The sequence below is a fragment of the Streptomyces sp. NPDC059008 genome, assembly GCF_042749045.1.
In the GTDB taxonomy this organism is placed as follows: domain Bacteria; phylum Actinomycetota; class Actinomycetes; order Streptomycetales; family Streptomycetaceae; genus Streptomyces.
Genome location: NZ_JBHYJC010000001.1, coordinates 71,278 through 95,778, shown reverse-complemented (window position 1 = coordinate 95,778; position 24,501 = coordinate 71,278). Strand labels below are relative to the sequence as shown.

Annotated in this window: 28 protein-coding genes and 1 pseudogene; 17 read left to right on the top strand and 12 right to left on the bottom strand. The window is 69.9% G+C overall.

Features of this window, described 5'->3' with window-relative positions; translation table 11 throughout:
• Positions 1 to 61: 61 nt before the first annotated feature.
• Complete coding sequence (locus ACFWZH_RS00470; RefSeq protein WP_384424054.1) at positions 62 to 598, bottom strand: MarR family winged helix-turn-helix transcriptional regulator; 537 nt, start codon at positions 596 to 598, stop codon at positions 62 to 64.
• Positions 599 to 805: 207 nt separating this feature from the next.
• Between ACFWZH_RS00470 and ACFWZH_RS00465 the strand changes: the two genes are divergently transcribed.
• The 3 genes from ACFWZH_RS00465 (at position 806) to ACFWZH_RS00455 (ending at position 3,810) form a co-directional block, all read left to right on the top strand.
• Complete coding sequence (locus ACFWZH_RS00465; protein WP_384424053.1) at positions 806 to 1,873, top strand: alkene reductase; 1,068 nt, start codon at positions 806 to 808, stop codon at positions 1,871 to 1,873.
• A 271-nt stretch (positions 1,874 to 2,144) separates the two neighbouring features.
• Entirely contained in the window at positions 2,145 to 2,498 is a 354-nt protein-coding gene (locus ACFWZH_RS00460) for a carboxymuconolactone decarboxylase family protein (protein ID WP_384424052.1), read from the top strand.
• A 313-nt stretch (positions 2,499 to 2,811) separates the two neighbouring features.
• The gene (locus ACFWZH_RS00455) at positions 2,812 to 3,810 is read left to right on the top strand and encodes a hypothetical protein (protein ID WP_384424051.1); all 999 of its coding nucleotides are present in this window, start codon (positions 2,812 to 2,814) and stop codon (positions 3,808 to 3,810) included.
• Here the strand turns inward: ACFWZH_RS00455 and ACFWZH_RS00450 are convergent.
• From ACFWZH_RS00450 to ACFWZH_RS00440, 3 genes are all read right to left on the bottom strand, one after another.
• Positions 3,792 to 4,067, bottom strand: coding sequence for a hypothetical protein (locus ACFWZH_RS00450; RefSeq protein ID WP_384424050.1), 276 nt, complete (start codon positions 4,065 to 4,067; stop codon positions 3,792 to 3,794). The genes ACFWZH_RS00455 and ACFWZH_RS00450 overlap by 19 nt on opposite strands.
• A 244-nt stretch (positions 4,068 to 4,311) precedes the next feature.
• Positions 4,312 to 5,511, bottom strand: coding sequence for a hypothetical protein (locus ACFWZH_RS00445; RefSeq protein ID WP_384424049.1), 1,200 nt, complete (start codon positions 5,509 to 5,511; stop codon positions 4,312 to 4,314).
• Positions 5,512 to 6,012: 501 nt separating this feature from the next.
• Entirely contained in the window at positions 6,013 to 6,882 is an 870-nt protein-coding gene (locus tag ACFWZH_RS00440; RefSeq protein WP_384424048.1) for a helix-turn-helix transcriptional regulator, read from the bottom strand.
• Between the two features lie 161 nt (positions 6,883 to 7,043).
• On the opposite strand from ACFWZH_RS00440, the gene ACFWZH_RS00435 reads away from it, so the two are divergent.
• Positions 7,044 to 7,805, top strand: a complete 762-nt coding sequence (locus tag ACFWZH_RS00435; RefSeq protein WP_384424047.1) for an SDR family oxidoreductase — start codon at positions 7,044 to 7,046, stop codon at positions 7,803 to 7,805.
• Between the two features lie 31 nt (positions 7,806 to 7,836).
• Here the strand turns inward: ACFWZH_RS00435 and ACFWZH_RS00430 are convergent, their stop codons facing one another.
• A complete protein-coding gene (locus ACFWZH_RS00430; protein WP_384424046.1) occupies positions 7,837 to 8,796 on the bottom strand; it encodes a helix-turn-helix transcriptional regulator in 960 nt (319 codons plus the stop codon).
• A gap of 102 nt (positions 8,797 to 8,898) precedes the next feature.
• Here ACFWZH_RS00430 and ACFWZH_RS00425 point away from each other — a divergent pair, with 102 nt between their 5' ends.
• The 6 genes from ACFWZH_RS00425 (at position 8,899) to ACFWZH_RS00400 (ending at position 14,022) form a co-directional block, all read left to right on the top strand.
• Positions 8,899 to 9,609, top strand: coding sequence for an NADPH-dependent F420 reductase (locus ACFWZH_RS00425; protein WP_384424045.1), 711 nt, complete (start codon positions 8,899 to 8,901; stop codon positions 9,607 to 9,609).
• A gap of 28 nt (positions 9,610 to 9,637) precedes the next feature.
• Positions 9,638 to 10,045, top strand: a complete 408-nt coding sequence (locus ACFWZH_RS00420) for a VOC family protein (RefSeq protein WP_384424044.1) — start codon at positions 9,638 to 9,640, stop codon at positions 10,043 to 10,045.
• Positions 10,046 to 10,058: 13 nt separating this feature from the next.
• Entirely contained in the window at positions 10,059 to 11,264 is a 1,206-nt protein-coding gene (locus ACFWZH_RS00415) for a winged helix DNA-binding domain-containing protein (RefSeq protein WP_384424043.1), read from the top strand.
• Between the two features lie 121 nt (positions 11,265 to 11,385).
• Positions 11,386 to 12,069: a response regulator gene (locus ACFWZH_RS00410; RefSeq protein WP_384424590.1), complete on the top strand. Its 684-nt coding sequence runs from the start codon at positions 11,386 to 11,388 to the stop codon at positions 12,067 to 12,069.
• 32 nt (positions 12,070 to 12,101) lie between these two features.
• Positions 12,102 to 13,265, top strand: coding sequence for a sensor histidine kinase (locus tag ACFWZH_RS00405; RefSeq protein WP_384424042.1), 1,164 nt, complete (start codon positions 12,102 to 12,104; stop codon positions 13,263 to 13,265).
• Between the two features lie 223 nt (positions 13,266 to 13,488).
• A complete protein-coding gene (locus ACFWZH_RS00400) occupies positions 13,489 to 14,022 on the top strand; it encodes a hypothetical protein (protein WP_384424041.1) in 534 nt (177 codons plus the stop codon).
• An 87-nt stretch (positions 14,023 to 14,109) separates the two neighbouring features.
• Here ACFWZH_RS00400 and ACFWZH_RS00395 read toward each other — a convergent pair whose 3' ends face one another.
• The gene (locus tag ACFWZH_RS00395) at positions 14,110 to 14,421 is read right to left on the bottom strand and encodes a transcriptional regulator (protein WP_384424040.1); all 312 of its coding nucleotides are present in this window, start codon (positions 14,419 to 14,421) and stop codon (positions 14,110 to 14,112) included.
• Between the two features lie 3 nt (positions 14,422 to 14,424).
• Positions 14,425 to 14,850, bottom strand: coding sequence for a hypothetical protein (locus tag ACFWZH_RS00390; protein ID WP_384424039.1), 426 nt, complete (start codon positions 14,848 to 14,850; stop codon positions 14,425 to 14,427).
• Between the two features lie 280 nt (positions 14,851 to 15,130).
• On the opposite strand from ACFWZH_RS00390, the gene ACFWZH_RS00385 reads away from it, so the two are divergent.
• Positions 15,131 to 15,481 (top strand): response regulator transcription factor, encoded by a 351-nt coding sequence (locus tag ACFWZH_RS00385; RefSeq protein ID WP_384424038.1) that lies wholly within the window; start codon positions 15,131 to 15,133, stop codon positions 15,479 to 15,481.
• A 46-nt stretch (positions 15,482 to 15,527) separates the two neighbouring features.
• Here ACFWZH_RS00385 and ACFWZH_RS00380 read toward each other — a convergent pair whose 3' ends face one another.
• Positions 15,528 to 16,019, bottom strand: coding sequence for a DUF3515 family protein (locus tag ACFWZH_RS00380; protein ID WP_384424037.1), 492 nt, complete (start codon positions 16,017 to 16,019; stop codon positions 15,528 to 15,530).
• 293 nt (positions 16,020 to 16,312) lie between these two features.
• On the opposite strand from ACFWZH_RS00380, the gene ACFWZH_RS00375 reads away from it, so the two are divergent.
• The gene (locus tag ACFWZH_RS00375; RefSeq protein WP_384424036.1) at positions 16,313 to 16,831 is read left to right on the top strand and encodes a ricin-type beta-trefoil lectin domain protein; all 519 of its coding nucleotides are present in this window, start codon (positions 16,313 to 16,315) and stop codon (positions 16,829 to 16,831) included.
• A 10-nt stretch (positions 16,832 to 16,841) separates the two neighbouring features.
• Here ACFWZH_RS00375 and ACFWZH_RS00370 read toward each other — a convergent pair whose 3' ends face one another.
• Complete coding sequence (locus ACFWZH_RS00370) at positions 16,842 to 17,102, bottom strand: hypothetical protein (protein ID WP_384424035.1); 261 nt, start codon at positions 17,100 to 17,102, stop codon at positions 16,842 to 16,844.
• Positions 17,103 to 17,373: 271 nt separating this feature from the next.
• On the opposite strand from ACFWZH_RS00370, the gene ACFWZH_RS00365 reads away from it, so the two are divergent.
• From ACFWZH_RS00365 to ACFWZH_RS00345, 5 genes are all read left to right on the top strand, one after another.
• Positions 17,374 to 18,555, top strand: coding sequence for a hypothetical protein (locus tag ACFWZH_RS00365; protein ID WP_384424034.1), 1,182 nt, complete (start codon positions 17,374 to 17,376; stop codon positions 18,553 to 18,555).
• Positions 18,556 to 18,648: 93 nt separating this feature from the next.
• The gene (locus tag ACFWZH_RS00360) at positions 18,649 to 19,044 is read left to right on the top strand and encodes a hypothetical protein (RefSeq protein ID WP_384424033.1); all 396 of its coding nucleotides are present in this window, start codon (positions 18,649 to 18,651) and stop codon (positions 19,042 to 19,044) included.
• Positions 19,045 to 19,109: 65 nt separating this feature from the next.
• Positions 19,110 to 19,661: a TlpA family protein disulfide reductase gene (locus ACFWZH_RS00355; protein WP_384424032.1), complete on the top strand. Its 552-nt coding sequence runs from the start codon at positions 19,110 to 19,112 to the stop codon at positions 19,659 to 19,661.
• Between the two features lie 119 nt (positions 19,662 to 19,780).
• Positions 19,781 to 20,128, top strand: coding sequence for a PadR family transcriptional regulator (locus ACFWZH_RS00350; RefSeq protein WP_384424031.1), 348 nt, complete (start codon positions 19,781 to 19,783; stop codon positions 20,126 to 20,128).
• A complete protein-coding gene (locus tag ACFWZH_RS00345) occupies positions 20,125 to 20,841 on the top strand; it encodes a hypothetical protein (protein ID WP_384424030.1) in 717 nt (238 codons plus the stop codon). Before ACFWZH_RS00350 ends, ACFWZH_RS00345 begins: the two co-directional genes overlap by 4 nt.
• Positions 20,842 to 21,024: 183 nt before the next feature.
• Here the strand turns inward: ACFWZH_RS00345 and ACFWZH_RS00340 are convergent.
• From ACFWZH_RS00340 to ACFWZH_RS00330, 3 genes and pseudogenes are all read right to left on the bottom strand, one after another.
• Positions 21,025 to 21,102, bottom strand: a pseudogene (locus tag ACFWZH_RS00340) (adenylate kinase); the annotation flags it as partial.
• Positions 21,102 to 22,409, bottom strand: a complete 1,308-nt coding sequence (secY, locus tag ACFWZH_RS00335) for a preprotein translocase subunit SecY (protein WP_384424029.1) — start codon at positions 22,407 to 22,409, stop codon at positions 21,102 to 21,104. The pseudogene ACFWZH_RS00340 and the gene secY, both read right to left, overlap by 1 nt.
• 777 nt (positions 22,410 to 23,186) lie before the next feature.
• Complete coding sequence (locus ACFWZH_RS00330) at positions 23,187 to 23,690, bottom strand: SigE family RNA polymerase sigma factor (protein WP_384424588.1); 504 nt, start codon at positions 23,688 to 23,690, stop codon at positions 23,187 to 23,189.
• Positions 23,691 to 24,501 lie beyond the last annotated feature (811 nt).

The following is a 24,501-nucleotide window of genomic DNA, read 5'->3' as shown; positions in this document are numbered from 1 at the left end:
CGCCCCCGCGGCGATGGCCGTTTCGAACATACCGGCCGACGGGGGCCCGCTCCGCGGCTGCCTAGGCGTCCTGGGCCCAGGAGCCGAGTGCCCGGCTGAGGTTGTCCTCCACCTTGCGCATCAGGGCGCCGAGGGTGTCGCGCTCGGCGTCGGTGAGCCCGCCGACGGTGGTCTGCTCCAGCTCCTGCCAGGCGCTCTCGACCTGGCGGCGCAGGGCCTGGCTGGCGGTGGTGGCCTCGACCGTCATCACCCGCCGGTCGGTGGCGGAGGGCCGGCGGCGGACGAAGCCGCCCTGCTCCAGGCGCTTGACCATGCGGGTGACGGTGGACGGCTCGGCGTCCAGGAGGCGGACCAGCTCCGACTGGGTCTGCGGTCCGTTCTCCCACAGGTGCATCATCAGCAGCTCCTGGCCGGTGTAGAGGCCGGTGGAGCGCAGCAGGTGCGCGGCGGCCGCCCGGTGCAGGCGGGCGGTGCGGAAGACGGCGTGGCTGAGGGGACCGCTGCGCGCCGTCGCGGGCAGGGCCCCGCCGGCCGGCGGGGCGGTGTCGCGGGCGGACCGTCGGCGTGCCGTGGGCGGCGGGGTGGGCTCATCGGCCACGAGTAACTCCTTCGTCCCCGGCGGGCGGGCCGGCGGGCAATGCGTCCGGCCATCGTACTTGCCCAGGCAAGAAGCAGCCCAGGCTACGGGTGAACGGCCCCGATGAGCCTACTCGGGGGAAGTTTGTTGCTCGAACAAGTAATGTGCCATGCTGAAGGTGTTGCGGCACCCTCTCCCACCCCGCACCCACCCTTGGAGGAGTCAGTCATGTCCACTGCGTTCGACTCGTTCGATCTGGCCGGCGCCAAGCTCGCGAACCGGATCGCGATGGCCCCGATGACGCGGAGCCGTGCCTTCGGACCCGGCGCGACCCCGACACCCGAGATGGCCGTGTACTACGGCCAGCGGGCGTCGGCCGGCCTGATCGTCACCGAGGGCATCCAGCCCAGCGTCGTCGGGCAGGGCTACCCGGACACCCCCGGGCTGCACAGCCAGGCCCAGGTCGAGGCGTGGCGACCGGTCACCCAGGCGGTCCACGAGCGCGGCGGGGTGATCTTCGCCCAGCTCATGCACACCGGCCGGATCGGACACCCCAGCCTGCTGCCCGACGGCCTGGTGCCGGTCGGACCCTCGGCCGTGGCCGCCCAGGGACAGGTCTTCACCCATGAGGGCCCGAAGGACTTCGTGGTGCCCCGGGAGCTGAGCGAGCAGGAGATCGCGCAGACGATCGCCGACTTCGCCGCCGCGGCCCGCAACGCGATCGCCGCCGGCTTCGACGGAGTGGAGGTCCACGGCGCGAACGGCTACCTGATCCACCAGTTCCTCTCCGCCAACGCCAACCAGCGCACCGACGGCTGGGGAGGCTCCGTCGAGGGCCGTATCCGCCTCGGCGTCGAGATCGCCGCCGCCGTGGCCGACGCCGTCGGTGGTGAACGGGTCGGCTTCCGCGTCTCGCCGGGCAACCCGTACAACGACATCGTCGAGGAGGACCCCGCCGAGCTCTACGGCGCCCTGGTGGCGCGGCTGGCGCCCATGAATCTGGCCTATCTGCACGTCATGGAGGGCCCGGACCGGGAGCTGACCCGGCAGCTGAGGCAGGCGTGGCCGACCGCGTTCGTCCTCAACCCCTTCACCCACCCGCAGCCCACCGCCCACGAGGCGCTGCCCCTGGTCGAGGAGGGGCTGGCGGACCTGATCGCCTTCGGCGCGCTGTTCCTGGCCAACCCCGACCTGCCCCGCCGGCTGGCCCTGGGCGGACCGTTCACCGCACCGGACCCGGCCACCTTCTACGGCGGCGACCAGCGCGGCTACACCGACTACCCCGTCCTCGACTGACGGCTCCTCGACTGCCGGCTCCCCGTCCGACGGCTCCCCGGTCCGTCGGCTCCCCGTCCGGCAGATGCTTGCTCGGACAGCTGATCCGCGGCCGTCCGGAGCACCGGCCGGTCCCTCCGCCGCGCGGGCCGGGAGCATTTGACGCCGGGCCCGCGAAGGAATGCCATGGATATAGGCACTTCCTGCGTTGAGGGTCCTTCCTGCTCGGCCTTTCCTTCCCGCGCGGCCTGTGTGGTTCTGCAGGACACATGGAGTGAGAAGGTCGCTGATCATGACAGCAGGACAAGCTCCCGAACGAGCCCTGGGCGCCCTGGCGCAAGGTGAGCACCCGGTCTTCGAGCAGTTGGCCCGGATGACCATCGAAACGCTGCCCAATTCCGGCCTCGACGAGCGCACCTACCACCTCGTGCGGTTGGCGGCGCTCATCGCGATGGACGCCGCGCCCGCCTCGTACCTGGCCAATCTCAGCGTGGCGAAAGAGGCCGGCCTGACCGCCGAGGACGCCAAGGCCGTCTGTGTGGCGATCGCGCCGATCGTCGGCAGCGCGCGGGTGGTCGACGCGGCCGGCAGCGTTCTGCGCGCGCTCGGTTTCGCCGAAATCGTCACGGAGCTGGAGACCGCGTAGGACGGCGTAGGACGGCGTGACGAGGCTGCCGGCCCAGGGCTGACGAAACGGGCAACGTCCCGTCTCGGCATGTCCCGTCTTCGGTACGTCCCGTCTTCGTACGTCCCCACTCCCCGGTATCCAACCCACGCCGGCACCCGGGAACGCCGAATCGGGTACCCGGAACGTCGAATCCGCATCGGAGAACGTCGCATTGTCGAATCCGGCCGACCGGTGAGCGGCCGGCCGAAAGGGGGCGAGGAGCCGTGCCGCGCGCCGAAGGTCCACGCGGCGGTCGAGGGCCCGTGCGACGGCGCAGAAGAGCCGGTACCGGATGAACGGCGGTGAACGGAACGGGCCCCAGGCGCGCTCCGCCCGCGCGGACGAGCCGGTGACGGTCGAGGCCCAGGCGCTGCTGCCGATGATCTGGGCGGACCCGCAGCACATGCCCGAGCAGCTGGCCTTCTTCGCCGTACGGCGGTTCGGGCCGCGAGCGTCTGCCGCGGTGGCCCGCCGCAGACGGCGAAAGCCCCTGGCCGGAGCCGATGAGCTCGGTCATGACGCGATCGCCCACGGGACGCGGATGACGATCGTCGACGGCGCCGCACTGGGTGGGCCGTTCATCGTCCTGATGCCGGTGAGCTTCGTGGCGGCCTTGTTGTCGCAGGCGACGATGGTGCTCGAACTGGCCGCCGTCGCCGGCCACGACCCCTGCAGCGAACAACGGGTCGCCGACATCCTGGTCCTGCAGGACGTGTACCCGTCGACCGAGGCGGCCGGCCGGGCCCTTGCCGAGGTGAGCCGCCATCCCCCGGGTGGCCACGGCCACCTCCCCCGACGTACCCGCTGGTCACTCATCGTCAGGATGGCCGCCGTGCTCGGCCTCACGGGCGGCGACAAGCCCAGCAGACTGCGTCGGGCCCTGTCGACGGCCCTGCTCGGCGCCCTGTTCCTCGTGGGGATGGTGCTCCCCCTGATCTGGGTGCCCGCGCTCGCCGTGCTCTACCGGCAGAGCACCCTGCGACTGGCGGACAAGGCTGTGCGGTACTACTCGCCCGGTGCCACCGGGGACCGGGCGAGGCACCGGCGGCCGTTCACCCGCCTGCCCAGGGCCGCCGGTGTCGCCGTCGTCCTGCGCTTCCTGGCCCTGACCCTGCTGCCCGTCCTTGCCGCCGCCGGGCTCGCCCTCGCGGGGGTCCGGCTGGTCGGCGGCTTCTGGGGCACCGCTCTGATCGCCCTGGTGGTGCTCTCCCTGCTCCTGGGGGGCCTGTGGTTCCTCCACCGGCGTTCGCACGCCACCGGTCGCCGCCCCTCTCAGGGAGGCGGTTCCTGAGCGGGCTGTGGTTCCTTGAGCGTGCAGTTGAAGTACCACATGGTGGTGAAGGTCTTCTTGCCGTGGACGGTGACGGGCGTGATCACGGGCACCACCCCGCACTCCTCCGGTACGAGCCGAGGGTGCTGGGCGGCGGCCATCCGGTGCGATGCGGGAACGTGGGGCGCGGCGACGGCGGCTTGGGCCGCGCCGCCGACGATCAGGGCCGAAAGCGCGGCGCCGACGACGGCACCCGCTCGGAAGAGACGTCGGTACATGGGTCTCTCCTCATCCGGTGCCGGGAGGCTCTTCCCTTGCTCAGGCGTGCTCGGCGGCACGCCGCTCTGCTTCCATTGAACTGCGGTTTGCGTGCGCAGGGACCCGGCGCCTCGACGGCGTCACCGGTCGAACCCCTCGCCCCCGTGCACGCCCACGAGCCCCGAACGCCCACGAGCCCCAGGCCGCTCGGTCGGCCTGGGGCTTTCGCGTGGAGCGGGGAGGAGCGCCCCCCGACCGGGGCCGTCAGCCGCGCCCGGTGAACTGCTGACCCACACCGAGCCCGCGCAGGCCGGCCAGGACCTTCGGGTCCTGGGCGTCCAGCCAGTCGCAGAGCTGGCGGAAGGAGACCATCCGGACGTCCTTGTGCTTCTCGTCGGCGATGTGCTTGATCGCCTCCTCGACGGCGTCCATGTAGATGCCGCCGTTCCACTGCTCGAAGTGGTTGCCGATGAAGAACGGCGCCCGGTTGGTCTCGTAGGCCCGCTGGAAACCGGCGATGTACGCCCCCGTGGCCTGCTTGCGCCAGCCCGGGTAGTTGGCCGGCGGGGCCTTGGTGGAGTTCTTCGACTGGTTGGCCAGGATGTTGTAGTCCATCGACAGGACCGGGAAGCTGTGGCCGGGGAACGGTATCCCCTGGAGGGGGAAGTCCCAGATGCCCTGCTTCTTGGTGGGCCAGACCTGGAGGCCGCCGGGCGAGCTGGCGTCGTACCGCCAGCCGCGCTTCCTCGCCGTCGGCAGCAGGTTCTCCTGGCCGAGCAGGCACGGCGTACGGCCGCCGACCAGCTCCTTGCTGTAGTCGAAGGGCAGCGGTTCGAGGTCGGTGAAGCCGGTGTTGGTCCGCCACTTGGTGACGAAGGACATGGCCTGCTCGATCTCGTCGTCCCACTGGGCGGGCGTCCAGTGCTTCACCGAGCCGCGGCCCTCGCCGCAGAAGTGGCCGTTGAAGTGGGTGCCTATCTCGTGGCCCTCCAGCCACGCCGCGCGCAGGTTCTTCAGCGTCACCTTGATGTGCTCATCGGTGAGCAGCTCGATGTCGGAGGCGCCGACGGGGTTGTTCGGCGGCCGGTACAGCCGCCTCTTCGACTCGGGCAGCAGATACAGCCCGGAGAGGAAGAAGGTCATCGAGGCGTTGTGTTCCTTGGCGAGCTTGCGGAACCGCGGGAAGAGGCCGTTGCCCACCTCGCCCGCCCCGTCCCACGAGAAGACGACGAACTGCGGCGGCTTCTGGCCCGGCTCCAGCTTCTCCGGTGCGGGCGGCTGGTTGGGCTGCTTTCCGGTGTACGCGGTCGAGCCGTCGCCTATCGGCTTGCTCTTTGCCTTTCCGGGCTTGGTGCCGACCTTGTCGGAGGTCGACGACCCGGAGGGCGAGCAGCCGGCCACGGAGAGCGCGGCCGCCGCCCCTATTCCGAGCCCGACTATGCCTCGACGGCTGAATTCGCGCATGACGGTCCCCATCGCATTCGTTCGAAGTTCTGGTGTGTGGGTCGCCCAGAGGAAATTGGGACGCCCAGAAAGATGGGGTGGCGGATGTCGAGGTTCCGCTTCGGCCCCGAAAAGGAGAATTCTCAACGGAGGGTCGACGGAGGATTACGCTCCGAAGTCTTCAAGGGTTTTCCGAGGGCCTTTGTCGGACCCGCGCGCCTCCGTAACGCTGCTGGTCCTGTCCCTGCGCTTCGACGGACCGCGCCGTGGTCAACTCCGAAAGAGAGAAGGTGACCGATCGCGCCGCCGCGCCCCCGTGCGGGGAATCGGCGACCCCGGTAACTCGCGCATACCACCGGCGCGACCGTCGGTGCCCGGCGCCGTCGCCTTCCGCGTCTTCCGCATTTCGTGCTCCCCCGTTCAATGGGCGGGCGAGAAGCCGAAGACCCCCGCCGCCCTTCATCAACGCCCTTGGACGCACATGACTCTGACGGAGATCGCTAGCGCACCGATAACGCCTCACTAACAACCGTTGGGTGTCGCCGCCCAGCTGGCCAGGAGCCTCAGGCGCTCCTCCGTCCGCGTACCGGGCTTCGGCGTGTAGACCACCAGCATCTGGTCCGGCTCCCCGGGAACGGTCAACGTCTCGTAGGGCAGGGTGAGTTCGCCCACCACGGGGTGCACCATGCGCTTGGACCCGTAGCTCTTCTCCTTGACCTGGTGGTCCGCCCACAGTCTGCGGAAGTCCTCGCTGCCCAGCGACAGTTCGCCCACCAGCGTGGCCAGTCGCCGGTCCTGCGGATGTCTCCCCGCGTCCAGGCGCAGATGGGCCACCGTCTCCGCGGCCACCGCCGGCCAGTCCGGGTACAGCTCACGCGTCAGCGGGTTGAGGAACACCTGGCGTGGCATGTTGCGCTCCTCGGGCGGCAGCTGCGAGAAGCCGAGGACGGCGTCGCCCAGGTCGTTCCACGCCAGCACGTCCATGCGGCGGCCGAGTACGAACGCCGGGGCCCGGTCGAGGGTGTCCAGGAGGAGTCGCAGCCCCGGGCGGACCCTCTGGGGGGCGGAACCGGCGGCGGAGGTACGACGGGCACCGGAGGCGCGGCGGTCGGCGGGCCTGGCCACCGTGCGCAGATACTCCTGCTCGGTGTCGTCGAGGCGCAGGACCCGCCCGATGGCGTCGAGGACCGCGTCCGAGACCGAGGGGCCGCGGCCCTGTTCGAGGCGGATGTAGTAGTCGACACTGACGCCCGCGAGGTGGGCGACCTCCTCACGGCGCAGGCCCGGCACCCGCCGCCTGCCGTGACCTGGCAGCCCGACCTCCTCGGGCCGGATGCGGGCGCGTCGCGAGCGCAGGAAGTCGCCGAGTTCCCGGCCGACGGGTATGTCCATGCCGGCGATCCTAGGTCCCGGGACCGGCTGGTTCCTGGTACTGCCGGACCCAGGAAAACGGCAGCCCTGGGTAGGCGCGGCGGCCCGGCGCAGGGTGGTGGTCATCGCCGGGAGACACCCGGCGGCGCCCCTCTCGTACCACCACCGACCCAGGAGTCCCCATGGCATACGACACCCTCATCGGCCGCACCGCCGTCGTCACCGGAGCCGCCAGCGGTATGGGCGAGGCCACCGCCCGGCTGCTCGCCTCGCACGGCGTGCGGGTGGCGCTGCTCGCCCGCCGGGCCGATCGGCTGACCGAGCTGGCCGCCAGGATCGAGGCGGACGGCGGGCAGGCCCTCGCGGTCGCCACCGACGTCACCGACGCGGCTTCGGTGGATGCGGCGGTCGACCGGGTCCACGCCGCGTACGGCGAGGCGGACCTCGTGGTCAACGCGGCGGGCGTGATGCTGCCGAACCCCGTCACCGACGGCCGCGCCGACGAGTGGCAGCGCATGCTGGACACGAACGTGGCCGGCGCGCTGCGCGTCATCCGCGCGTTCACGCCGGACCTGATCGCGGTGGCGGAGGCCGGCCGCACGGCGGACCTGGTGAACATCTCCTCCATCGGCGCGCACCTCACCTTCCCCCACTACGCGGTGTACGGCGCGACGAAGGCCGCACTCACCTACCTCTCGCAGTCCCTGCGCACGGAGCTGGGCCCGCGCGACGTCCGCGTCACCAACATCGAACCGGGCCTGACGGACACGGAGCTGGGCGGCCACATCGACAACGCCGAGCTGTCCGGCCGGCTGGACGGCATGTTCGACGCGCTGATCGGTCTGTCGGCGGACGACATCGCCGACCTGATCGCCTACACCACGAGCCGCGCCCGCCATGTGAACCTGCGCCAGGCGATCGTGCTGCCCACCCGGCAGGCCTGACGCACCCGGCAGGCAGGGCCGGACCCACATCTCATCCCGTGGCGCGCAGGACGCGGTGGGCGGTGTCGCGGAGATGGCTGAGGACGTCGGGGTCGGCGTCGAGGGTGTAGTCGGCGTCGAGATCGGCCAGGGTCTGGGCGATACGGGGCAAGTGGTCGTCGGAGGCGTCGACGCGGCAGGTGTGCTCGTCGACGGGTTGCAGACGGGTGGCCAGCCCCCGGGTGCGGGCGCGGACGTGCTCGGCGGACGCCTGGACGGTGGCGAGGGCGCGGTAGCGGGTGGGGGCGGCGGACAGCCGGCCGGCGACGAAGGCGGCGGGGTTGCCGCCGGGTACGGCGCGGGGCGGGACGCGGTGCCCGGTGGGCACGGCACCGGAGATGCGGTCGAGGCGGAAGAGGCGCCAGTCGTCCTTGTCGGTGTCGTGGGCCAGGAGGTACCACAGGGCGCCGGAGGAGACGACATGGCAGGGCTCCACGCGGCGCCGCGCCGTACCGCCGTGGCGGGTGGTGTAGTCGAACGCGACGATCTCGTGATCGCGGCACGCGACGGCGAAGGCCGCGAGGAGGCCCGGGTCCGCGCGTGGCCCGCGGGTCTCCCAGGCGATGCCCGCCAGGGACGTCTGGAGGGCCGTGACCTGGCCGCGCAGGCGACGCGGCAGGACCTGTTCGAGCTTGGCCAGGGCCCGTACGGCGGTCTCCTCGATGCCGGTCAGGCCGCCCGCGGCGGTGCGCAGGGCGACCGCGACGGCGACCGCCTCGTCGTCGTCCAGCAGCAGGGGCGGCAGGTCGCTGCCGGAGGTGAGGCGGTAGCCGCCGGCGTGTCCACGGGTGCTGTCGACGGGATAGCCCAGCTCACGCAGCCGGTCCATGTCCCGGCGGACGGTGCGCACGGTCACCGAGAGGCGCTCGGCGAGGTCGGCGCCGGACCACTCCCGACGGGTCTGCAGCAGGGACAGCAGGCGCAGCATCCGGGCGGTCATGTCGCTGGTCATGAATTCCATGATGCCGCCGTCAAAGGACACCCGCTGTCCTGAATGCCCTCTACGGTGGATCCGTCCGAACGGATCAAAACAGATCAAACCGGGAGGTTACCCATGAAGATCGCTGTTCTCGGTACCGGTAGCGGTGCCCGCGCCCACATCGCCAAGCTCGCCGAACTCGGCCACGAGGTCCACGTCGGCACCCGTGACCCGAAGGCCACCCTGGCCCGCACCGAGCCCGACATGATGGGCACCCCGCCCTACCGGCAGTTCCTCGCCGAGCACCCCGGCACCGGGCTGCACACCTTCGGCGACGCCGCCGCCGAGGGCGACCTCGTCATCAACGGCATCGACGGCCACAACGCGGTGGCGGCCCTGTCCGCCATCGCCGACCAGCTCGCCGGCAAGACGCTCGTCGACTACGCCGTGCCGTTCGTCTACAACCCCGACATCGAGCACCCCTGGCCCACCCCCTGGGGCACCATGCCCGTCCTCGACCCCTGCGACAGCGACAGCCTCGGCGAGCGCATCCAGCGCGCCCTGCCGCGCACCAAGGTCGTCAAGGCGTTCGTCACCCAGGAGCAGGACACCGTCGTCGACCCGAAGGCCGTCGGCGGCGGGGACCACACCATGTTCGTCGCCGGCGAGGACGCCGACGCCCGGCGGCAGGTCACCGACCTGCTCACGTCCTACGGCTGGGACGACGTCCTCGACCTCGGCGGCATCGTCGCCGCCCGCGGCATGGAGATGTACGCCCACATGCACAGCGCCATCGGCTTCGCCCTGGGCTTCGGCACCCACTTCGGCGTCAAGGTCGTCCGCTGACCCCCGCCGCACGCGAGAGAGCACTCCCATGAGCAACGAGAACAGCAGCACCGGCCCCGTCACCCTGTCCGGGAAGATCATGTGCCACGCCCTGTGGGCCCGGGACGGACGACGGCTCGCCGACTTCTACGCCACCGCCCTCGGCACCGAGGTCTCTCGGACCTACCCCGACAAGGACGGGAACGACGTCGCCTTCGCCCTCCACGTCGACGGGGCGATGTACCTCTTCTACACCTCCGCCTCCTACCAGGCCCCCAACTGGCCCGAGGAGGAACTGCCCTTCCACATGGACTTCTCCTTCCCCGACGTCCGAGCGGCGGAGGAGCGACTACTGCAGCTGGGCGCCACCAAGCCCGCCCACCAGCCCGGCGGAAAGTACTGGACGGTCCTGCTCGACCCCTCCGGCCAGCCCTTCTGCATCCACGGCACCCACTGACCCGTTAGCGAGCATGAGCGTTCTTCCCCGCGTCACCGCAGCCCAGCGCCGCGCCCGCCTCGTCCGCCGTCACCTCCTCGCACCCTCCGTGCGGGAGAGGACGGCCGAGGCGGTGGCCGAGGCGCTGATCGGCCTGCACGCCACCGACCCCGCCACCGTCTTCCTCGCCACGGCCGCCCGCATGCACCGGCCCAGCGTCGCCGCCGTCGAACGGCCTCTCTACGACACCGCCGCCGGCGCCCCGGCGCTGGAGCGCATCCGGTGCATGCGCCGCACCATGTTCGTCCTCCCCGCCCCCCTGGCCCCGGCCGTCCGGTCCGCTACCGTCCGCGACACCCACCGCCACCGCGCCGACACCATGGCGAGGCTCCGCGACACCCTCGGCTGGGACGAGCGCGGCTACACGGCCGCCGAGCAGGCCACCCTCGCCGCCCTCACGGCCCGCGGCGAGGCCACCGCCGCCCAACTCGCCGCGGACATACCCGCCCTGCGCGAGCAGATCGTCCTCTCGCCCGGCAAGCCCTATGAGTCGCGGCAGCGGGCCAGCGCCTCCGTCCTGGGCGTGCTCGCCGCCGAGGGCCGCATCCGCCGGGCCCGGCCCGCCGGTTCGTGGACCTCCGCACAGTTCCGGTGGGCCCCGGCCCGGCCCCTGCCGCACCTCCCCGTGGCCGAGGCGAGGACCACGCTGGCCCGTCACTACCTCGCGGCGTTCGGCCCGGTCACCGTGGACGACCTGAAGTGGTGGACCGGCTGGAACCTCACCGACACCCGCACGGCACTGGCCGCCACCGGCGCCCAGGCCGTCGAACTCGACGAGGGCACCGGCTACCTCCTCCCCGAGGACCTCGACGCTGTCCCCGGCCTCCCCGAGCCGGGCGCTGCCCTCCTGCCCGGCCTCGACCCCACGGCCATGGGCTGGCGCCACCGCGACTGGTACCTCGACCCCGACCACACCAAGGCCCTCTTCGACCGCAACGGCAACATCGGCCCCACCATCTGGTGGCACGGCCGCATCATCGGCGCCTGGGCCCAGCGCCCCGACGGCCACATCAACCACCACCTCCTCACCGACCCCGGCCAGGAAGCCCGCACCGCCGTCGACGACGAGATCACCCGCCTGACCACCTTCCTCGCCGGCACCCGCGTCACCCCCTGCTACCGCACCCCCCTCGAACGCGACCTCGCCTCCAACGGCCGTCGCACCGCACGGAACGGATGACGCGGTATGCGCCCCGCTTCGTGATCAGAGGAGGCTGAAAAGCATCGGATAAGGTGCACCGGGCAGCATTAGTCTGATTTTTCCTTTCTAGGTGAGTGGTTCCGTGCCTCCCGTGAATGTGATGGTCGTCGACGACGACAAGCTGTTGCGGTACGGCCTGGAAAGGATCCTGGAGAGCGCCGACGACATCCGCGTGTCCGTGACCTGTGACGGTCTCGAAGCCGTGGACCTGGCCGTACGGCACCGGCCCCAGGTCGCGCTCGTCGACATCTACATGCCCGATGTCAGCGGGCTGGAGGTGCTGGCGGCACTGCGCGAGCTCGACGACCCGCCCGTCGTGGCCATGCTGACCGGCTTCGGGACCGATGAGAACGTCGCACGGGCACTGGCCGCCGGCGCCGCCGGCTTCTTCCTCAAGGACACCGCGGCCCAGGAGCTGATCCCGGGCGTGCGGCTGCTCGCCGCGGGAGGCAGCGCCCTGTCCTCACGGATCACCCACTCGGTCGCGCGTTCCTTCGCGCGCACCGTCCCCGACGGTTTTGGTCCCCGTGCGCAGGCCGGCGCCCCGCTGACCGAACGGGAACGGGACGTGCTGGAGCTACTGCCCACGGGGATGACCAACGGCGAGATCGCCGAGCGGCTCTTCCTCAGCCGGTGCACGGTCAAGGACCATGTCAGCTCGCTCCTCGCCAAGCTGGGCGCGGCCAACCGCGTCCAGGCGGCGGTCCTGGCCGAATCGGTCAGGGCCGGGTACGGGGGGACCGATCGCGCGAGCCGAGGCGAGACGAGCGCCGAGCGGTCATGAGGTGTCGTCCCCCGCAATGGGCCCTGGACGCAGTGATCGTCGCTGTTGCCGCCGCGGAGCTGGTCACCGTCATCGACCAGGTCGGACCGGCGACGATCGCCGCCTATGTGCTGGCCGTGACGGCCCTGGCGCTGCGCAGGCGGTGGCCGCTCGCGGTCGCGCTCGTCACGGTTCCCGCCGCGGTCAGCGGATATCTGTGGCTCGCGCCGATGTGCGCCCTGGGCACGGCGGCCGCCGCCCTGCCCGGCCGGCTCCTCGTCTACGGCTGCGCCGCCGTGATGTTCCTGGTCGCCGCGACACCGTCGTCACTGGCGGAGGTCCGCTCGTGGAAGGCGCACGAGTGGGGCGCCGCGCTGCTGGGCCCCGCCTTGTTCGTCGGGGGGCCGACGGCGCTGGGGCGGCTGGCCCGTACCCGCCGTGAGCTGGCGGCCCGGCTCACCGAGCTCAAAGCGAGCCAGGAGCGGGAGCGCATGCTGGTGGCCGAGAAGGCCATCACGGCCGAACGCGCCCGGCTCGCCCGCGAGATGCACGACGTGGTGTCCCATCAGGTGAGCCTGATCTCCGTGGAGGCCGGGGCACTGGCCCTGACGTCATCGGACCCCCGGGCCCGCAGAAGCGGTGAACACATCAATGAGCTGGGCACCAGGACCCTCGACGAACTCCACGTCATGCTGGGCGCGCTGCGCGGCACCGCGGACCCCGCCGGCCCGCCGGGCCTCGCCGATCTGTCCGCCCTCGTCGCGGCCAGCGGGCTCGCGGTGCGTATCGAGCACCGCCCGCCGACGGGGCCGTTGTCGCCGGAGGCGGAGCACGCCGCCTACCGCACCGTGCAGGAGGCCCTGACCAACGTGGTCAAGCACGCGCCGGGCAGCGAGGTCACCGTCACCCTCTCGGCGTTCCCCGACGGTGGCGCGCTGCACGTCGAGGTGCGCAACGCCCCTCCTCCCGGCTGCGACACCGGACCGCCGGCCGGCCTCTCCCACCGCTCCTCCTCCGGTCGGGGGCTCGCCGGTCTGCGCGAGCGGGCGTCCCTCCTGGGAGGTGCGCTCCGGGCCATGCCGACCCCGGACGGCGGTTTCACGGTCCACGCGGTACTGCCGTGCCGGCCGGCGCCCGAGCCGTACCGGGAGACGGCCGACCGGACGGACACCCCCGTCGGGTGGCGGGGGTCCGGCACCCGTCAACCGACCCAATAAAACGGTCAAAGGCGGCTATTGGCGCGGAAGGTGTCGTTGCGCTTTGAATGCGTGTGATCAGGGTCGATAGGTTCACGCCGTTCAACCCCGGGGCTACTGACCAAGGCAGCCGGGGCAGTTATGGCAGGGGGAATCCGGGCGGGTCCGCATGGCCCCGCGACGCCGTGCACGGCAACGCGGCGATCCTTCTCCCTGCGTATCGACACGCAAGGGAACCTCTCACGTGAACACGCGTATGCGTATCAGCGCCATGCTCATATCCGCCGTCTGTGCCCTGTCCGTGGGCGCCACCGGTGTCGCGCAGGCCTACGCCCCGGCGGACGAGGCCGCCGCCGTGGTGCAGGACGATCAGGTCACGCAGGAGCAGATCGACCAGGTCGCCCGCTACCTCGAGGCGATCGACAAGGGGGAACACCTCGACGCCGACGGCAAGTTCGACTACGAGGCCACCAAGGCGAAGTTCGGCGTCGAGTTCGCCGACGCCATCCAGTCCCACAAGGAGCTGGGCGGGCAGGGCCCGAAGCGCGTGAAGCGCATGTCCTACGAGATGTGCCTGCTCAATGCGATCGGTGTCGGTGGCATCAGCGGTGTCGTGGAGAAGGTCAGGGAGCACATCAAGAAGAAGAACTGGCGGAAGGTCGCCGAGATCGGCATCAAGGAAGCGGCCAAGCGCGGAATCAAGATCGCGGGCAAGGGTGGCGCCGCGGGGCTGGCCGCGTCCCTCGCCGTCGCCGCCGTCACCTGCATCTGGGCGTAGCCGGCGAGAGCGCGAACGGGGCCTGCGGCATGGCGCGGCGCAGGCCCCGTTCGTCCGCGTCGCGGTGCGCGCGGGCGGTCGAGGGCCTCATCCGTCCACGATGGCGTGCAGATCGGCCAGATACGAGGCGAAGCGTTCGCGTCCGGTGTCGGAGAGACGGACGTGGGTGACGGCGACGCGTTTGACGCGCAGCTTGGCGACCTCCACCATCCCTTCCTTCTCCAGGATCGCGATCTGGCGGGAGAGCTCCGGTGCGGTCAGGTGCAGGCTCTCGCGCAGGTCGGCGAAGGCCACGTGCTGGACCCGGTTGAGGGTGGCCAGGATGGCCAGGCGGTTCGGGGAATGGATGAGATTGGCCAGCACCTCGCGCGGCTGCCGTGCCGCGGTGTCGTCTGCCACCGGTCACCGCTTCCAGCGCAGGACGAGGTAGACCGCGGCGCACACGGTGGGGATCGCGGCGGTGACGAGGTGACCGACGAAGGTGTCGGGCCCCTGGCCGAAGATGAGGTTGATGCCGGGGATGGACAGCAGGGCGACGCCACCGAACCGCGCGGCCTTCTCCAGACGAGCGTGGGGCCGCCTGCGGGCCGCGTCGTCGTGGTGGCCGTTCCAGGCGAGCAGAAGGACCAACGCGGCGAGGTAGACGCCGAGTCCGGCAACGCGAGGCAGATCGCACTCCATGGCCGTGACCAGGCCGACGTAGAGGACGGCGAGGGTGGCCAGGCCGACGGCGCGTTCACGCACGGAAGCGGAACGGGACAGGTCTGGGGAGGCGTTGATCACGGCCAGCTGCTCGGCGGGGCCGGACCGGAGCTCATCGGGCGTCATATCTGCAACACTGCCATCCAGTTTCAAAAACCGCAACTGCTTGTGATTCCTGTTCGCCGGGTACGCCCAGAACGTGGGACTCGACACCATGCGGCCCGGACGACACAGAGGCCCGGCTTGGGGGGTGAACCCCTGGGCCGGGCCTGAGTCTTGAGCGCCATGGCGAGGCCCCGGCGCTGACATGCCCCTGTCTGACCTGCGCGTTAGAGTGAAAGACGGTCGCCGCAGCACGTGGCCACGGGGGTCCGCGGGGGAAGAGCGGCGATCAGAAAGGACCGGAATGACCGAACGGTCCGATGCGGGAGAGACTGCCTGTCCCTACCGCCGCACCGGAGAGGATCCGGAACGCGGAATCCGGAAGTTGGAGAGGCTGACAGACCGCGAGCAGGAGGTTCTTCTCCTTCTCGGGACCGGTCTGGCAAACCGTCAGCTGGCGCGGGAGTTGGGAATCGCGGAACGCACGGTGAAGGCACACGTGGCACGGATTGTGGAGAAGCTCCGGCTGGAGACCAGGGTGCAAGCCGTGGTCGTCTCGGTGCTCTCGCACGCCAGGCTGTGCACGGATCCGCTGTGTTCGCGGCACCTGCCGGGGATCCTTGCGCAGAGCCGACGGGCGATGTCTGCCGCATGACGCGCGGTCCCCTCGCCCTCGCGCCATGAGGGCGAGGGGACACCCCTCAACCGGCGGCGGCGATGCACTTCTTGACCTGCCGTATCGGCTTGACCAGCCGGGCCAGGTCGATCATGACGGCATCGGGTGCCTTGACCGAGGCGTCCATGGTGACCTCGACAGCCGGCGAACGCCCATAGGTGACGATCGTCTTGCTGGTGTCGGTGCCCTTCGCGCTCCGGAGGACCCAGTCGACGCCATCGGCGGTGACGCAGGGGTCGGTGCTCGGCTTCGGTGTCGGCAGCCCGCAGCGCAGGATGATCGCGCCGTCCCCCCACACCGCGGCCCCCGCAACGTCCGTGGTGGTCCGCTCCTGCCCCGCGAGCCGTCCCGGATAGTCGCCGTCCAGGCCGCGGCAGACGGAGTTCTCCGCGAAGGGCGCGGCAATGATCGCGTAGGACGGCCGGTCGGCGAGCCGGACCAGCGCGACGGATGCCGTCAAGGCGGTGACCGCGCCGACGCCCAGCAGGACGCGCGTGCGGGGGGAGAGGTTCTTCATCGGGATTCCGTTCAACTGCCCTGTGGGGGAGAGGGAAAGAACGCTACCTCAGCGCAGCAATTGCCCTTTTGGGCAGGTCCCTTCGGACAATACCGGCAGGCTGGGATCTTCTCTAAGCTCGCAGGGCGACCACATCACGATGTCCTTGGGGCAGGGGAATCGCTTGCTCAAGTCGACGTGTGGTGCGGTCTGTTCGGATCCATGGGTGGAGCGGGCCTTTCCTGAACCCGGCCGGGAAGTTGAAAGGCGCACCGCTATCCCATAAGAGGCAAAGGCGAGTGGGAGAGTTGCGCATGCGCAAGGCATCGTACGGAATGGTCGTCGCGGCGGCCTCGACGGCACTGATCGGGGGCTCTGTCGTCACGGCCGACGCGGCGACGGCGGCGAAGAACCCCTACGCGCACACCCGGCTCCAGAAGGTCTGGACGCCCAAGGGGGTCGAGCGGTGCCTGTCGTTCGGCGGGAGCAAGAAGAACGGCGCGCGGCTGGTGCTCGCCAAGTGCAGCAAGACGGACAAGTCGCAGCGGTGGACCCTCAAGGTCGCCGGTAATCCGGGCAGCGCCACCTACACGTTCCACAACGACAAGTCGGGAAAGTGCCTGGAGAACAAGTCCGGCAAGCTCGTCCAGAACACCTGCAGTGCGGCCCGCTGGCGCGGCCAGCGGTTCGCCGTGTCCGGCTCGAAGATCATCTACCCGTGGAACTACACCGCGATCACCGCGCCGAGCAACGCGGTGGGCTACAAGCCCTACCTGGCCAAGTACTCGGACAAGCACAGCGACATCGTCAAGCAGCACTGGGCCCTCTCCTGACCCGAGCGGGTCAGAACCCGCCGACGATGACGGCGAAGAAGATCACGCCGACGCTCCCGATGAGCAGCCCGGCCAGGGACTGACCCCGGTTGACGCCGCCGGCCACCCCGAGCAGGCCGAACGTCACCGCCAGCGCGCCCGCCAGCAGCGCGAACGCGATGCCGATATAGCCGCTGAAGACGGAAGCGCAGACGGCGACGAACCCCAGACCGAGAGAAACCGGGCCGTACAAAGTCGCGGGACTGTCGCTATTGCTTCGGCCGGTGCTCATGACGACTTCCTCAATTCCGTGTCGTATGCGCGGGATAGGGGGGTCCCGCACTTCTCATCATGCCACCGCACGCAACGGCGGCGACCGGCGGGTCGGCCCTCAAAGAGCCACCACCACAAACGGGTTACGGCCGCATACACCCAGCGACCTCGCACACCCTGAACAACCCCTCACCGGCAAAACCGCCCCCCCACACACACCAAATCTCCTCCGCGCACCAACCACCCCCGCACTGCAAAACCCCCGCCGCCGCAAACAAAGGAGATATTCCATGGGTATAGCCCGCTCCACCCTTTACAAGGCAGGTCTGGTCTCGGTGCCGGTGGCCCTGCTGGCCGCCGGCGTGCAGGCATCCGCCGCCCCCTCTCCCGCGCCCGCTCCCGCGGCCCACAAGGCCTCCGCCTTCACGCTCTCCGCCGTCCGGTCCGACGCCCTCGACGACCTCAGCGGAGTCAGCGCCACCAGCGCCGACGGCAAGGCCCTCAAGGCCCAGGGCTTCGCCGTCCTGGGCACCGACTCCGGGCGCGCGGCGGTCGTCGACCGGTCCCAGAGCGGTCAGGGCATCACCAGCGCCGCCGGCGCGGGCTTCGTCGACCTGTCCTGGAAGGGCTACGCCCCCGACGCCCGCTACGTCGTCAGCCGTGGGGACAAGGACATCGCCAGCCTCGGCGCCGGCGTCACCACCTTCCACGACACCACCGTCAAGCCGGGCGCCACCTACGACTACCGGGTCACGCCGATCCTCCCCGAGGGCGGCAACCCCGACTCCCGTGCCTGGGGCATGAAGGTCACCACTCCGACCTCCGACAGCCGGCAGGCCCTGCGCACCGCCGCCGTCAACCGCGCCAAGAGCTCGGCGGCCGCCTCGATGACGACCGTGACGTGGATGACCTTCATCCCCCAGAAGCGGATCAACTCCCCCGGTGCCGGCTGCGACTACGGCTCGAAGTTCCAGTTCGGCGGCGACGGCCACGGCTTCAACTGGAAGTCCGGCAAGTACCGCACGTCCCTGAACGCCGTCGTCACCTGGTCGTCCAAGAAGGTCCAGGGCTTCGCGGACATCGGCGCCAGCCACGTCTACGTCAAGAGCACCGGCAGGCACGTGGCGACGAAGACCGCCAGCGGCAGGTCCATGAAGGCCAAGAAGATGGGCTCCGGCAGCAACTACGTGGACGTGCGCATGGTCACGCATGCCACGAACCCCTTCTGCAAGGGCCTGGCAGGCGTCAAGGGCGCCATCGACGGTGCCCTCTCGATGCATCTGACCAAGGGCGGGAACTGGTCGATCATCTCCGGCAAGCACCGCCTGATGCCGAACCACCACATCTACATCTACAACGGCGGCAAGGTCACCAACGTTTACACGCGGAAGTACGCGAACGCCATGTGCCTGGTCGGCTCCGCCACATGCCCCGAGGCCGACCTCACCGGCTACCACGGCAAGTTCAAGTAACCCGCCACCAAGTAATCCGCCGCCAAGTACCCCGTCCCGTACGGCCGGTCAGCAATCAACGTCCTGACCACACCACACACAAGGAGCACCATCATGAAGGCATCCGCGATAGCGAAGTCCGCCGGCGTCCTCTCGGTCGCAGCGGCCCTGTCCCTCGGCGCGGCCACCAGCTCGTTCGCAGCCGACAGGTGGCAGGACTCCTGGACGACCAACGGCGGGACCCAGACCACCGCTGCCCACCACGTCAGCAAGGGCAAGCACTTCCTCCACATGAGCATCAAGGGCAACGGCAGGCACTCGTTCACGGCCAAGGCCTACAAGGTCGTCGGGGGCAAGGGCGGCGGCAACGACAAGCTCATCCAGACGATCAAGTGGAAGGACAACTTCACGGAGTACATGGCTGACTGGAAGAACTACTCCGAAGGCAGCTACTACCTGGTCTTCAGCTACGGCGTGAAGGGCAAGAAGGCGTACGGCGGCATCGGCTGATGCCACCCGCCGTCAGCGCCGCCCCACAGCACGGCTGTCGGGGCGGCGCTGACACACTACGAGCCATGAGGATCACCCGACACGCCGCCGTGGGGGCGGCCGTGGCCTGCGCCCTTCTCGCCGGCTGCGCCCCCACCAAGACCATCGGCGAGACCAGCGCGGACGACCCACTGACCAAGACCTTCCCCGAAGGCAAGCGGCCCCAGGCCCCCGACTTCTCCGGCACGTCCCTGGACGGCAAGAAGATCAGCCTGTCCGACTACCGCGGGAAGTTCGTGGTCCTGAACGTATGGGCCTCCTGGTGCGGCCCCTGCCGGGGGGAGGCCCCCGAACTGCAGAAGATCCACGACAAGTGGTCCAAGCGCGGCGTCCAGGTCCTGGGAATGGACAACGACACCAGCGCCGACAACGGACGCGCCTTCCAGCGGGAGTACCACCTCGGCTACCCGTCCCTGCACGATCCGTCGGGAAAGCAGCTCCTCAAGCTCCCCCGCGGCATGGTCAACGCGCAGTCGATCCCCTTCACCCTCATCGTCGACCCGCAGGGCAAGATCACGACCGTCAAGATGGGCGAGGTCACCGAGCGCCAGATAGCACCGCTCCTCAAGCCCCGGTAGCGACCGGCGACACAAACGAAGCGCGCGCAGGGCACGCCGCCCCGCCCTGCCGGAGACGACGACTACCTTGCACCGCACTAGCTTGTTGTGCATGACTCTTGCTGTGTAAGGTACTGGCCATGGAGGAGACATCCGCTCTGCACGCCCAGTGGCTTCGGGGCGTGCTGGACATGTGCTTGCTCGCCTTGATGGCGGAGGCTCCCGTCTACGGCTACGAGATGACCGTCCGGCTCGGCAAGGCCGGACTGGACGTCGCGGACGGCTCGATCTACCCGGCCTTGGCGCGCCTGCGTAAACGCCAACTCGTCGAGGTCGAACGCCGCACCGGCGAGGGCGGCCCCGCCCGCACCTACTACAAGCCCAGCGAAGCGGGTCTGCAGTTGCTCCGGTCGATGCGACGCGACTGGAGCGAGTTCGCCATGAACGTCACCACCATGATCACCGAGGCGGGACGGAAGGGACTGTGACGATGCTCGTCGAGGATGCGATATCCCAGGCCACGAAGGCGTGGCGCCGCCTGGGGGTGGACGAGGAAACGGCCCAGGAGATGGCCGAAGAGCTGGCCGCCGACCTGGACGCCGCGGTCCTGGACGGCCGGGACGTCCGCGCCTACGTCGGTGGCGACGTGGACGTGCTCGCCGGCTCCTGGGCGGTCGAACGCGGTCTGCTCTCCCCCCACCCGCGCTTGAAGGAGACCGCCGCCGCGGCAGCCAAGGGCGCCGCTCTCCCTGCCCTTGCCGCCACGATCTTCTGGTTCGTGGGATGGGCCGGGGTGTTCGACAGCAGCTACGAATCCCTCGTCACCACGCTCGGCGGAGGGGTGCGGGTGGACGTGCGCCATTACCCCGATCCCGGCATCCCCGTGATGTGGGTGGGATGGGGTGTGTGCATGCTTGCCGCCTTCTTCATGGTCCGGCGCTCCGTGGCCGCGCAGCTTGAGCGACTTCTCGCCCCCGCGCGCGAAGCGACTGTGCGGGCCCTGGCCAAGACCCTCCCTCTCATCATCCTGGCGGCGGCCCTGGTCGCCGGCGCGATCGGCTTCCTGGCCCCTTACCTGTTCGGGTACTACGCCATCATCGGCTTGCCGATCGGACTGGTCGGGATGCTCGCCACCGTCGCAGCCGGAGCCGCCCTGGTTCGGCACCGGATCTGCCCGACGCTGGAATCACCGGCACGCTGACCAAGGCGCTGCACGAGCCTGCGGCCGCCAATACGGCGCGTGACGGGGCTCCTTGACGGCACACGCAGGCCAGACCGCAAGTGCGCGCTCTCCCGCCGCGTCGCGCAGCGGGCCGGGTGCGGGGACGGCCCACGGGCAGGCGGATGCGCACAGGGCGGCTTCAGGGCGGGGACGAACCTCCAGGATCGCGAGGTTCTTGGCGAAGTACGCGGCCTGGGTACCCTTGCCGGCCCCCGGGGGTCCGACGAGGACGAGTCGCATCAGCGGAGGAATCCTTCGTAGTTGCGCTGGCGAAGCTGGCTCTCGATCTGCTTCACGGTCTCCAGGCCCACACTCACGATGATGAGGATGCTCGTCCCGCCGAACGGGAAGTTCTGGTTCGCGTTGAAGAGCACCAACTCCATTGTGGGTACGAGTGCGATCAGCCCCAGGTACAGCGAGCCCGGCCACGTGATCCGGTTGAGTACGTAGCTGAGGTACTCGGCCGTCGGGCGACCGGCCCGGATGCCCGGGATGAAGCCACGGTGCTTCTTCATGTTGTCGGTGACTTCTTCGGGATTGAAGCTGATGGCCACGTAGAAGAAGGCGAAGAACACGATCAACAGGACGTACGCGGCGACGTAGACGGGGCTGTCTCCCTTGGTGAAGGTGGTGGCGGTCCAGGTCGCCCATGCCGCCTTCGACCCGCTGAACTGCGCGATGAGCGGCGGGACGGAGAGCAGCGACGACGCGAAGATCACGGGAATCACCCCTGCCTGGTTCACCTTGAGCGGAAGGTAGGTGGACGTACCGCCGTAGGACCGGCGGCCGATCATCCGCTTCGCGTACTGCACCGGGATGCGCCGCTGCGCCTGCTCGACGAAGACCACCAGCGCGACCATCGCCAGGCCCACCGCGATCACCGCGAAGAACTCGATCCAGCCGTCGGCGAGCTTGCCCTGGAGCTTGACCTGCCACAGCGCGCCCGGGAAGCGGGCGGCGATCGAGATGAACATCAGGATCGACATGCCGTTGCCGATACCGCGGTCGGTGACCAGCTCACCGAGCCACATGGCCAGGCAGGTGCCGGCGGTCATCGTGATGACCATCGTGAGGGTGGTGAAGACCGAGTCGTCGGGCACGATCGGGCGCGTGCAGCCCTGGAAGAGCGAACGGCCGCGGGCGGCGGCCACCAGAGCGGTGCCCTCCAGGGCGGCGAGCGCCACAGTCAGATAGCGGGTGTACTGGGTGATCTTCGCCTGGCCGGTCTGCCCCTCCTTCTTGAGGGCCTCCAACCGCGGGATCACCACGGTCAGCAGCTGGAGGATGATGCTCGCCGTGATGTACGGCATGATCCCCAGCGCGAAGATCGTGATCTGCAGCAGCGCACCACCGCTGAACATGTTCACCAGGCCGAACAACCCGCTGTTGGCGTGGGTCCGCTCCATGCAGAACTCGACGTTCGCGTAGTTCACGCCGGGGACCGGGATGTGCGCTCCGATCTGGTAGAGCACGATGATGCCCAGTGTGAACAGCAGCTTCTTGCGCAGGTCGGGTGTCTTGAACGCTCGGGCGAACGCGGTGAGCACGGTGCCTCCTGCGCCTCCCGTCACTTTCAGGGCAGGGAGACGACTGTCTTGAGGATCGACGAATACATAGCGCTGTACTGCGCGGAGCTCGCCCGCACGGCGGGTTGCGAGGTAGGAGCCTGTGGCCGACTTGGTTGTTGGTTGTGCCCAGGGCGCGGTGCGCGCGCAGACGACGCCGCCGTCTCCCTCTCGCTCCGGTGTTCGGGCACGGGGCTTCCGGACACACCCATCGGGACCGCTTGAACGCGGCCAGGGCGCTACCTGGCGGTCGAGGTGCGTGTCGCCGTCGGAACCGGATCGGCGGTTCAGGGACGGTACGGCATCGGCACCGGACCGGTGGTTGAAGCGCAGGTCGGCATCGGAACCGGCTTGGCGGGTGATGTGCGGGGGGGCATCGGAGGCTCGGAGGGTGAGCGGTGATACGGCGTCGGCACCGGCCGGGTGGTTGACGTGCAGGTCGGCATCGGCGCCTTCGTGGCACCGGGCACGGGGCGGGGCGTCGACGGCATCGGGACCGACTCGGCGGGGGTGCCGGGGCGGCGATGAGGGCCGGTGGGGCCGTCCTGAGCGAAGGAGCTCGGCATGACCATCAGTCCGACTCCGAGTCCGGCAACGGTCAGTACGGATCCGGTCGCCGTCCAGGCGGCTCTTGCCCGCCGGCGTGCGCGAACGCCGGCGTGCAGTCGGTCTCGGTGGCGGTCCTCATAGAGCGTGTCCTCCTGGCTGTCGCGCATCATCCGCGCCAGCTCCTGCTCGAAGTGATCCATAGCTCCCTCCTCACTCCACCGGCTCTGCCTCAGCCAGAAGCTGACGCAGCCGTGCAACGCCGCGGGTCGTCAGTGAACGGGCGGTACCCACCGGACAGCCCAGTACCTGCGCGACATCCCGCTCGGGCAGGTCTTGGTAGTAGCGCAGCACCACCGCGGCCCGCTGCCGCGCCGGCAGCAACGCCAACACGGCCTCCAACCGGGTCTGCTCGTCCACGGCAGCGGTCTCGTCCGCCACCTCGGGCGGGTCGGGCAGCTGGTCCACAGGGTGCTCGCCCCACCAGCGACGCCGTGCCGAGCGAGCCGCAGCACGGGCCAGGACCCTGCGCACATACGCCTCGGGCGCCTCCTTGGCCACCTTCGGCCAGGCGAACCACAGTTTGACGAGCGCTTCCTGCAGCAGATCCTCGGCCCGGTGCCGGTCTCCGCCGGTGAACAGCCGCGCCAGGTGAAGCAACGCCGACCACCGAGCCGCCACGAACCGGTCGAACTCATCGGCCCGTAACTGCCCCATCAGCGTCACCCCTCACCTCAACACGCCCCTACACCCTCGATAAAGACATTGGCCCCTGCCCCGCTATGCACCCTCGGCGAGTGACATGGCTCACGCATGCCGTCCTGGTCGTGCCCGACCGGTCTGAACACCCCTGTGACCGCACTTCATTGAAGATTGCCGTACGAGTCAGACTCCCGGGACGGTGGCACGGGGCCAGTTCCCGAGCCGGAAGGCGGCCCTCGGTGACGTGGCGTCGTACGTCGTCGGTGTGGGGCAAGGGCGCTCGTGGTCTGGGGGAGCGCTTGGCGCCCGTACCGCTCCGGGACATCCCGCCGCGGCCCCTGCGGGTAGCCACCATGCGAACTGGACGACAGCCGGCTTCACGACGGGGCACCAGGCCGTTCCGAAGGTCTTGTGGTCCCATCGCGGCGCGGCGCGGCGCGACCTGTACCGGTGCGGTGCGGTCAGGCACAGATGGTGCCCGGCCCGTGCCTGCGGGGCCTGGGCGGTGGCCGAGGAGGGCGGCGCACTTCCAGTCGAATAGAGGAGAGCGCCGGTGCTGAATATCTCATGCCGCAACTGCAGAAATGACCACGGGGACGGTAGTTGTTTTTTACCCTCTCGAAAGCGTCGGGACCATGTGCCGCGCACGGCCGCCAGTACCGTGCTACCGTCGATCTCAGTTGCAGTTGTGGTTCCCAAGACTTCAAGCGTGCTCGCTGTCGTACATGGCGGAGCGCTTTCGTATTTCCGGTGTTTGTTTCCGGACGGGCAATCAACGCAGCGACACGGAGTCCGCACAGTGTGGGCTCCGGGCACTGCCCCGAAG